This is a genomic window from Pseudomonas sp. SWRI51 (assembly GCF_014268825.1).
Lineage (GTDB): Bacteria > Pseudomonadota > Gammaproteobacteria > Pseudomonadales > Pseudomonadaceae > Aquipseudomonas > Aquipseudomonas farsensis.
In genome coordinates, this window is the sequence record NZ_JABWRG010000144.1 from 1 (window position 1) to 9,230 (window position 9,230).

Annotated in this window: 7 protein-coding genes; 3 read left to right on the top strand and 4 right to left on the bottom strand. The window is 65.3% G+C overall.

Going from position 1 to position 9,230, the window contains the following annotated elements; all coding sequences use genetic code 11:
- Positions 1–136: 136 nt before the first annotated feature.
- The gene (cadR, locus tag HU720_RS23275) at positions 137–580 is read right to left on the bottom strand and encodes a Cd(II)/Pb(II)-responsive transcriptional regulator (protein WP_186523390.1); all 444 of its coding nucleotides are present in this window, start codon (positions 578–580) and stop codon (positions 137–139) included.
- 82 nt (positions 581–662) lie between these two features.
- Between cadR and HU720_RS23280 the strand changes: the two genes are divergently transcribed.
- Positions 663–2,903, top strand: coding sequence for a heavy metal translocating P-type ATPase (locus tag HU720_RS23280; RefSeq protein WP_186523391.1), 2,241 nt, complete (start codon positions 663–665; stop codon positions 2,901–2,903).
- Between the two features lie 179 nt (positions 2,904–3,082).
- Here HU720_RS23280 and HU720_RS23285 read toward each other — a convergent pair whose 3' ends face one another.
- Both HU720_RS23285 and HU720_RS23290 read right to left on the bottom strand, forming a co-directional pair.
- Positions 3,083–4,447 (bottom strand): GTPase/DUF3482 domain-containing protein, encoded by a 1,365-nt coding sequence (locus HU720_RS23285; protein WP_186523392.1) that lies wholly within the window; start codon positions 4,445–4,447, stop codon positions 3,083–3,085.
- The gene (locus HU720_RS23290; protein WP_186523395.1) at positions 4,440–5,831 is read right to left on the bottom strand and encodes a DUF2868 domain-containing protein; all 1,392 of its coding nucleotides are present in this window, start codon (positions 5,829–5,831) and stop codon (positions 4,440–4,442) included. The genes HU720_RS23285 and HU720_RS23290 overlap by 8 nt, the downstream gene beginning before the upstream one ends.
- A gap of 54 nt (positions 5,832–5,885) precedes the next feature.
- On the opposite strand from HU720_RS23290, the gene HU720_RS23295 reads away from it, so the two are divergent.
- Entirely contained in the window at positions 5,886–6,401 is a 516-nt protein-coding gene (locus HU720_RS23295; protein ID WP_186523397.1) for a dihydrofolate reductase, read from the top strand.
- A gap of 31 nt (positions 6,402–6,432) precedes the next feature.
- On the opposite strand, the gene HU720_RS23300 is transcribed toward HU720_RS23295, so the two are convergent.
- Entirely contained in the window at positions 6,433–7,824 is a 1,392-nt protein-coding gene (locus tag HU720_RS23300; RefSeq protein WP_186523393.1) for an L-cystine transporter, read from the bottom strand.
- A gap of 244 nt (positions 7,825–8,068) precedes the next feature.
- Here HU720_RS23300 and HU720_RS23305 point away from each other — a divergent pair, with 244 nt between their 5' ends.
- Positions 8,069–9,127: a haloacid dehalogenase-like hydrolase gene (locus HU720_RS23305; protein WP_186523394.1), complete on the top strand. Its 1,059-nt coding sequence runs from the start codon at positions 8,069–8,071 to the stop codon at positions 9,125–9,127.
- Positions 9,128–9,230 lie beyond the last annotated feature (103 nt).

A 9,230-nucleotide genomic window follows, 5' to 3' on the forward strand; every position in this document is an offset into this window, starting at 1 on the left:
GGGCTGCGCAGCAGCCCCTTGGGTTTTCAGGGCTGCTGCGCAGCCCAACGCGGGACAAGCCCGCTCGCCACAAGGAAACACACCACAAGGGGATAGGTCTGGCAAGAACAGGCTTGCCCCGCGATGTTTTCAGGCGTCAATGCCCATGGCTGCGCCCCACATGGGAATGCTCGACGTCCGGCAGCGTTACCGCGCCATTGGTCTCCAACTGCTGCAGGATCGCGCACTCGGCCCCTTGCGCCGTGCACTGGCGGCGCAAGTCCACCAGTTGCGCCTGCAACGCCATCAGCCCGTCGATACGCGCCTGCACATGCTCGATGTGTTCGTCGATCAGCGCGTTGACGCTGCCGCATGAGCCGTCCGGGGTGTCACGCAGGCGCAGCAGGCTGCGGATTTCTTCAAGGGTCATGTCCAGCGTGCGGCAATTGCGGATGAACGTCAGCCGTTCGACATGGGCCTGGGTGTACAGCCGGTAGTTGCCGTCGCTGCGCGCAGGTTCCGGCAGCAGTTGCTCGCGCTCGTAGTAGCGAATGGTCTCCACGGCGCAGTCGGTGGCTTTGGCCAGTTCTCCGATCTTCACGGCACATCTCCAACTGAGGGCTTGACCCTATAGTGGCTACAGGGTGTTCACTTGGCAACAGGCTCAAATCAAGGACGCCCCGATGAACCAGCCCATCAGTCACGAACATGCCCACGACCACGGTGGCGAAAGCCACGGCCACGCCCACGCCCACGCCCACAGTTGCTGCGGTGGCGCTGCTGCGCCTGCCTTGGTGCAACTGAGCGAGACGGCCAGCGCCAGCGCGCGGCTTAGCCGCTTCCGTATCCAGGCCATGGACTGCCCCACCGAACAGACGCTGATCCAGGACAAACTGGGCAAGCTGGCGGGCGTAGAACAGCTGGAATTCAACCTGATCAACCGCGTGCTTGGCGTGCGCCACACCCTGGACGGCACCGGCGACATCGAGCGGGCCATCGACAGCCTGGGTATGAAAGCCGAGCCGCTGACGGGCGAGGGCGACGGCGACGGCGCAGCGCCCGTGGTGAAAAAGAGCGTATGGCCGTTGGCGCTGTCGGGTGTCGCCGCCATTGGCGCCGAAGTGCTGCACTTTTCCGGCATGGCCCCCGAGTGGCTGGTCGCCGTATTTGCCTTGGCGGCCATTCTGGGTTGTGGCCTGGGCACCTACAAAAAGGGCTGGATCGCCCTGAAAAACCGCAACCTCAATATCAATGCGCTGATGAGCATCGCTGTGACCGGTGCGGTGTTGATTGGGCAGTGGCCAGAAGCGGCCATGGTCATGGTGTTGTTCACCCTTGCCGAGCTGATCGAGGCGCGCTCGCTGGACCGTGCGCGTAACGCTATCGGCGGCCTGATGCAGTTGACGCCGGACATGGCCACCGTGCAGCAGGCCGACGGCCAGTGGCTGGAGGTCGAGGTACGTGATGTGGCCATTGGCGACTTGGTGCGGGTGCGCCCGGGCGAGCGCATCGGGCTGGATGGCGAGGTAGTAAACGGCCAATCCAGCGTCGATCAGGCGCCGATCACCGGTGAAAGCCTGCCGGTGGAGAAGGCGGCTGGCGACAAGCTGTTCGCCGGCACCATCAACCAGGCCGGGGCGCTTGAATACCGCGTCGGCGCCGCTGCCGGCCAGTCCACCCTGGCCCGGATCATCAAGGCCGTGGAAGAAGCCCAAGGCGCCCGCGCCCCGACCCAGCGTTTCGTTGATCAGTTCTCGCGCATCTACACCCCGGCCGTGTTCGCCGTGGCCCTGGCCGTGGCGTTGATTCCGCCATTGTTCATGGCCGGCGCCTGGTTCGACTGGGTTTACCGCGCGTTGGTGCTGCTGGTGGTCGCCTGTCCGTGCGCACTGGTGATTTCGACCCCGGTGACCATTGTCAGCGGCCTGGCTGCTGCCGCGCGCAAGGGCATCTTGATCAAGGGCGGGGTTTACCTGGAAGGTGGCCGCAAGCTGGACTTCCTGGCCCTGGACAAGACCGGCACCATCACCCACGGCAAGCCGGTGCAAACCGACAGCCAGGTACTCGACCCCAGGTTCGAAGGCCGCGCCCAGGCGCTTGCGGCAAGCCTTGCGGCGCGCTCGGACCACCCGGTCTCAGGCGCCATTGCCCAGTTTGCCAAGGCTGAAGGCCTGGCCATGGCCGAGGTCAGTGGCTTTGCTGCACTGGCCGGGCGGGGCGTGCGCGGGGATATCGGCGGCGTGACCTACCATTTGGGCAACCATCGCCTGGTCGAAGAACTGGGGCTGTGCTCGCCTGAGCTTGAGGCGCAACTGGATGTGTTGGAGCGCCAGGGCAAGACGGTGGTGTTGCTGCTCGACCGCAGCGGCCCGCTGGCGCTGTTCGCCGTAGCGGACACGGTCAAGGACAGCAGCCGCCAGGCCATTGCCGAACTGCATGCGCTGGGCATCAAGACAGTGATGCTGACCGGCGACAACCCGCACACGGCCCACGCTATTGCTGCGCAGGTGGGCATCGACCGTGCCGAGGGCAACCTGCTGCCGGCTGACAAGCTGCACAGCATCGAAGCGCTTTACGCCGAAGGCCACCGCGTTGGCATGGTGGGTGACGGTATCAACGATGCCCCGGCCCTGGCGCGGGCCGAGATCGGCTTTGCCATGGCAGCGGCCGGGACTGACACGGCTATCGAAACGGCGGATGTTGCGTTGATGGACGACGATCTACGCAAGATCCCGGCGTTTATCCGCCTGTCGCGTCAGAGCGCGGCGATTCTGTTGCAGAACATCGTGCTGGCGCTGGGGGTGAAGGCGGTCTTCCTGGCGATGACCTTTGCCGGCATGGCCACCTTGTGGATGGCCGTGTTCGCCGATATGGGCGTCAGTTTGCTGGTGGTGTTCAATGGGTTGCGCCTGTTGCGCAAGTGAATCTCCTTATGTAGGGCCGATGTCAGCCTTGTAGGAGCGGCCTTGTGCCGCGAAAGGGCTGCGTAGCAGCCCCGGCAATTGTGCATGAAGCCACGATCTCCGGGCCGCTACGCTGCCCTTTCGCGACACAAGGCCGCTCCTACACCGACTGCGTGACGAATGCAGTCGGGCCTGCCGAATCATAACTGCAGCACCAGCGCCTCCAGTTGCTCCTGGCGTTGCGCCTGGTTCAGCTTGGCGCCGGGGTTCAATGTCGACCACTGCGGGTGCGCCCGGGCCTTGCCCAGTGCCTCGGGCAGCTTGCCCTCGCGCCAGGTTTTTTCATCCCCAGCATTGAGCCTGATGCTGCCCTGCGCAGCATGCCCACGGCTTTCCAGCGCCACCATCAACTGCTGCTGACGCAGTGCCAGCAGCCGTAGCACGGTATCGTCGACGGTCAGCTCGCGCTGGCCCTTGAACTTGCCCAGCAGGCGCGAGCCATAGTTGCGTGCGGTCTGCAGTGCCCCTCCGGCAATCGCACCCGCCAGCGCCGCAGCGCCTAGCGTCAGGCCGCCCACCAGCAGGTCCACCCCCGCGCCCGCCGCCGCACCCGCCGCCACCCCGCTGCCCAGGCGCACGCCCAGCAGCTTGAGGGTTTCCGGGTTGAACAGGTCATCGCCCCAACGCCCGTCCAGCAGCGGCAGGTCGCCTGCATCGGCATCTTCGCGGCGGAACGCATACAGCTTGAGCAGCGCCTCGACGCAGCGTTGTTCACGCTGGCGCACGTCCTGGCGCAGGGCCTCGATGGCGAGGGCTTCGGCGGCAGGCTCTGCGGTCACGCTGCGCCGGCAGGCCGCGCAGTCCAGCAGCAGTTCGGCGATCAGCCGCTTGCCGCTTTGCTGGCGTGCCAGGCGCTGCGCCTGCTGGTCGTCGATCAGCCGTTGCAAGGCGGGGCGGGCGTCTTCGAGCATCAAGGCCAGGCTTTCGTACAGGCGCCGCTCGCCGTCCTCAGGCGGTGCCACGCTATCGAAGCGCACCAGCGCATGCAGGCCAAGGCGGGCCAAGGCCTCGCGCCACTCGGGCTCGCGGTGCTGCTGGCTGGCGACGAAGTTGAGCACCGGCAGCAAGGGCTTGCCGCAACTGGCCAGCACTTCCAGCTCGTCGCGGTACTTGGCAAGCACCGGCTCACGGGCGTCGATGACATACAAGCCGGCATGGCTGGCCAGCAACTGGCGCAACACCTTGGCCTCCTGTTCGAAACGCTGGCGGGCTTCGCTGCCTTGCAGAAAGCGTTCAAGCCGCGCCGGGCCATCCAGGCGTTCGCCGGGGCGGTCCAGGCGTTCGAGGTAGTCGAGCAGGGCGATGGCGTCCTCCAGCCCCGGTGTGTCGTACAGCTCCAACAGCGCTTCGCCCTCCACCGACAGGCGTGCGCCTTCGACATGGCGGGTGGTACTGGGGCGGTGCGAGACTTCGCCAAAGCCGACATCGCGGGTCAGCGTGCGCAGCAGCGAGGTCTTGCCGACGTTGGTGTGGCCGACGACGGCCAGTTTCAGCGGCTCAGTCATGGCCATGCTCCAGCCAGGTCAGGGGCGAGGTGTCGGCGTAGAGCAGGCCGAGGCGTTCCAGGGCTTCGTGCCAATCGCCCAGGCGAGCGGCGTCCAGCGTTTCACCCGGTTGCGGCGGCAACAGCCAGATGCGCGTGCTGGCGGCGTTGCGCGCCAGTTCCGCGAGCAATGCCAGGGTGCCGCGATCCGGCGAGCGGCGCGGGTCGCAGGCGATGGCCAGGCGCGCTGGGGGGAAGCGGCTTAGTTGTTCGAGCAGCTTGTTGCGCGACTCGCGGCTGTCCAGCACCCCGGCATTGCTAATGCCCGCGGCCAGGGCGGGTGGCCATGGGCGCTGGTCATCCAGCTCGAGCCCGACCAGCAAGGCGCCGGTGCTGGCGCTATCGAGCTGGCCGGCCTCGAAGTGCGGCAGGTGTTCGGGGGCTGCATCCTGTACCCCGATGCGTTCGCTGCTGGGCATCAGGGCGTCGCGCAATTGCGCGTAGCCGGGCAGGTTGAGGTCCAGAGCCAGGCGCTCGCGGCCCTGGCGCCAGCGCCACAGGCACAGTGCGGCCAGCAGCAAGCGAGGCAGCAAGCCGTACACCAGCACCACGCCCAGCAGCCAGCTGGCCCAGGCTTGGCGCGCTGCATCCACAGCAGGCTGGGTAGCGCCGCTGGCGCGAATCAGCGCCTCGTCGGGGATGGCAAAACCCAGCAGCGCAGGCAGGGCCCCGAGCGCCTGGGTGAGGCTGATGAACGGCTCGGCCGCCAGCAGCGTGGTTTCCCAGACAAACCCGTAGCGCCGCGCAGCCAGCAGCGCCAGCAGCATCGCCAGTGCGCTGAGCATGACCAGCAGCCACAGGCCATGCACCAGCAGCCCGAGCAGCCAGCGGTTCAGGCGCTGGCGCTGCAACAGCACCAGCAGCGCCGGGGCCAGTTGCGCGGCCTTGGCGTCGCGGGCCAGGCGCTCGCTAAGCCACAGCCATAGCCGGCCAAGCGTTGCCCCGTGCTCGCCGGCAAAGCAGAAACCCAGCGCCCAGCCGCCCAGCAGCAACACGTTGAGCCCGAGCAGGCTGCCCAGCGCCCAGAACACGTTCACCGGGCGCAGGCCATCGCCCAGTGCCGCCAGGCCCAGGCCGGCGCCGCTGAGCACGGCGGCAAGCATCAGCGCCAACAGCGCCAGGCGCGCGCCCTGCTTCCAGTGGCGCAGCGCGGTGCTCATGCCGTCACGTTCGGCCAGCCACAGGGCACGGGTTTCAATGCGGGCGGCCAGGTCGCCGCCTTGTTGCCGGGCGCGGCGGTTGGCCTCCTGGTCGTCCAGGGGCCCGGCGTGTTCTTCGCGCAGGCGCACCGCTTCGGTGAGCCAGCGCTTGTCGAGTGGGGACTGTGGCGTCACAAGCTCTTCCAATGCACAGGTCAGGGGGCAAGCATAACCCACGTGCCCGATGCTATCCTCGCCGGCATGACGACCTCACTCCCCCTCAGCCTGATCGCCGCCCTCGCGCAGAACCGTGTGATCGGCATCGACAACTCCATGCCCTGGCACCTGCCGGGGGACTTCAAGTACTTCAAGGCCACCACCCTCGGCAAGCCGATCATCATGGGCCGCAAGACCTGGGATTCGCTCGGCCGGCCGCTGCCGGGGCGGCTGAATATCGTGGTCAGCCGTCAACCGGGGTTGCAGCTCGATGGCGCAGAGGTATTTGCGTCGCTTGAGCAGGCGCTGGTGCGTGCCGAGCAATGGGCACGTGCGCAGGGTGTTGCCGAGCTGATGCTGATTGGCGGTGCGCAGTTGTACACGCAGGCGCTGGAGAAGGGGCTGGTGAGCCGGATGTACCTGACCCGCGTGGAACTTGAGCCCGAAGGTGATGCCTGGTTCCCGGCGTTTGACGAGGCGCATTGGCAATTGGCGTCGAGTGAAGCGCAGGCCGAGGAAGGCAAGCCTGGCTATCACTTCGAAGTTTGGAACAAGCGCTAAGGGGCGCAGGCACGCCCCTCGGCACAGCGGGTCAGCTATGGCTCAGCTGACCCTGCTCATCGCTCGCCAGCACCTGCCGGTCGGTCTGCTTGAGCAACTGGCTGGTCACCACACCGGCAGTCATCGAGCCGTTCACGTTAAGCGCCGTGCGGCCCATGTCGATCAGCGGCTCGACCGAAATCAGCAGCGCCACCAGCTCCACCGGCAGGCCCATGGCCGGCAGCACGATCAGCGCCGCGAAGGTAGCGCCGCCGCCGACGCCGGCCACTCCGGCCGAACTCAGGGTGACGATGGCCACCAAGGTGGCAATCCACAGTGGGTCGAAGGTATCGATGCCCACCGCCGGGGCGACCATCACCGCCAGCATTGCCGGGTACAGGCCGGCGCAGCCGTTCTGGCCGATGGTGGCGCCAAACGAGGCGCTGAAGCTTGCGATTGACTGCGGCACACCCAGGCGCTGGGTCTGCGCCTCGATGTTCAGCGGGATGCTGGCAGCGCTGGAGCGGCTGGTAAAGGCGAAGGTCAGCACCGGCCACACCTTGCGCAGAAAACGCAGCGGGCTGACGCCGGTCAGCGCCAGGACTACCCCGTGCACCACGAACATCAGGCCCAGGCCGATGTACGACACCACCACGAAGCTGCCCAGTTTGAGGATGTCCTCAAGGTTGGAGCTGGCCACCACCTTGGTCATCAACGCCAGTACGCCGTAGGGGGTGAGTTTCATCACCAGGCGCACCAGGCGCATTACCCAGGCTTGCAGCACGTCAATGGCCGACAGTGCGCGTTGGCCCTTGTCCTTGTCGTCCTTGATCAGTTGCAGCGCCGCCAGGCCCAGGAACACCGCAAAGATCACCACGCTGATGATCGAGGTGGGTTTGGCCCGCGCCAGGTCGCCCACCGGGTTGCTGGGGATGAACGACAGCAGCAGTTGCGGGATGTTGAGGTCGGCGACCTTGCCGGCGTAATCGCTGTTGATGGCCTGCAGGCGGGCGCTTTCCTGTACACCGGCCACCAGCCCTTCGGCGCTCAGGCCAAACAGGTTGGTCAGCAGCACGCCGATCAGCGCGGCGATGGCGGTGGTCAGCAACAGCGTACCGATGCTCAGCACGCTGATGCGGCCAAGGCTTGAAGCGTTGTGCAGGCGGGCCACGGCGCTGAGGATCGAGGCGAAGATCAGCGGCATGACGATCATCTGCAACAGGCCCACATAGCCGTTGCCGACCAAGTCGAGCCAACCGATGGTGGCCTTGAGCACCGGGTTGCCGGCGCCGTAGATCGTGTGCAGCACCAGGCCGAAGCAGACGCCCAGTACCAGGCCCAGCAGCACCTTCCTGGCCAGGCTCCAGTCAGTGTGGCGGGTTTGCGACAGGCCCAGCAGCAGCGCCAGGAAGGCCAGGAGGTTGAGAGACAGGGGCAGGTTCATTGCAGCTCCGAAAAATGCAAAAAGAGGCATCGCCTCTGTGAGCGATTGCGAACGTAAATGCTAACAGTCTGAAAACAAACGAATTTATACCGAAAGGTAATGTGTATGGGCGGTTATGGAATAACGCCTTGTCGTTTTTGGCAATCAACATGGCGTTTAGAGGCGCCCCAGGGTCGGTGGTAAAGGTGCGTTTTTCGGCAAGCCGGTCTAGGGTTGAACGGCCACGTTACTGGGAGACCCGCATATGAAGTCTGCTCCAAAACTGATTGCCGGCGGCCTTGCGCTGTTGCTCAGCGCCAGCAGTTGGGCGGCGACCGAGCTGAAACATTGGCCACCCGAGGCTGCCAGGCAGCTCGATGCGATGATTGCCGCCAACGCCAACAAGGGCAACTACGCGGTGTTCGACATGGACAACACCAGCTATCGCTACGACCTTGAAGAGGCGTTGCTGCCGTTCATGGAGAACAAGGGGCTGTTGACCCGCGACAAGCTCGACCCTTCGCTCAAACTGATCCCGTTCAAGGACAGCGCGGGGCACAAGGAAAGCCTGTACAGCTACTACAACCGGCTGTGCGAAATCGACGATATGGTCTGCTACCCCTGGGTTGCCCAGGTGTTCTCGGGCTATACCCTCAAAGAATTGAAGGTGCAGGTCGATGAATTGATGGCCTCGACCAAGCCGGTGCCGGCCACTTATTTTGAGGGTGACCAGGTCAAGGCCATCGAGGTGCAGCCGCCGAAGGTCTTCACCGGCCAGGCCGAGCTTTACAACAAGCTGATGGAAAACGGCATCGAGGTGTACGTGATCTCGGCTGCCTCTGAAGAGCTGGTGCGCATGGTCGCCTCAGACCCCAAGTACGGCTACAAGGTCAAACCGCAGAACGTCATCGGCGTCAGCCTGTTGCTCAAGGACCGCGCCAACGGTCAGCTGACTACCGCACGCAAGCAGATCAGCGCCGGCCACTACGATGCCAAGGCCAACGAAAACCTCGAACTGACCCCGTACCTGTGGACCCCCGCCACCTGGATGGCTGGCAAGCAGGCGGCAATTCTCACGTACATCGATGAGTGGAAGAAACCCGTGCTGGTGGGTGGCGACACCCCGACCAGTGATGGCTACATGCAGTTTCACGGGGTGGATGTGGGCAAGGGCGGCGTGCACCTGTGGATAAACCGCAAGGCCAAGTACATGGACCAGTTGAACGGGATGATTACCCGTAATGCGGCGGCGCAGGCCAAGGAAGGGCTGGCGGTGACGGCAGACAAGAACTGGGTGATCGTGACGCCTGAGCAGATCCAGTAAAGGCACCCGGTCACTTGTAGGAGCGGCCTTGTGTCGCGAAGGGCTGCGAAGCAGCCCCAGGATCTCGACCTTATGCAATATCCCCGGGGCTGCTTCGCAGCCC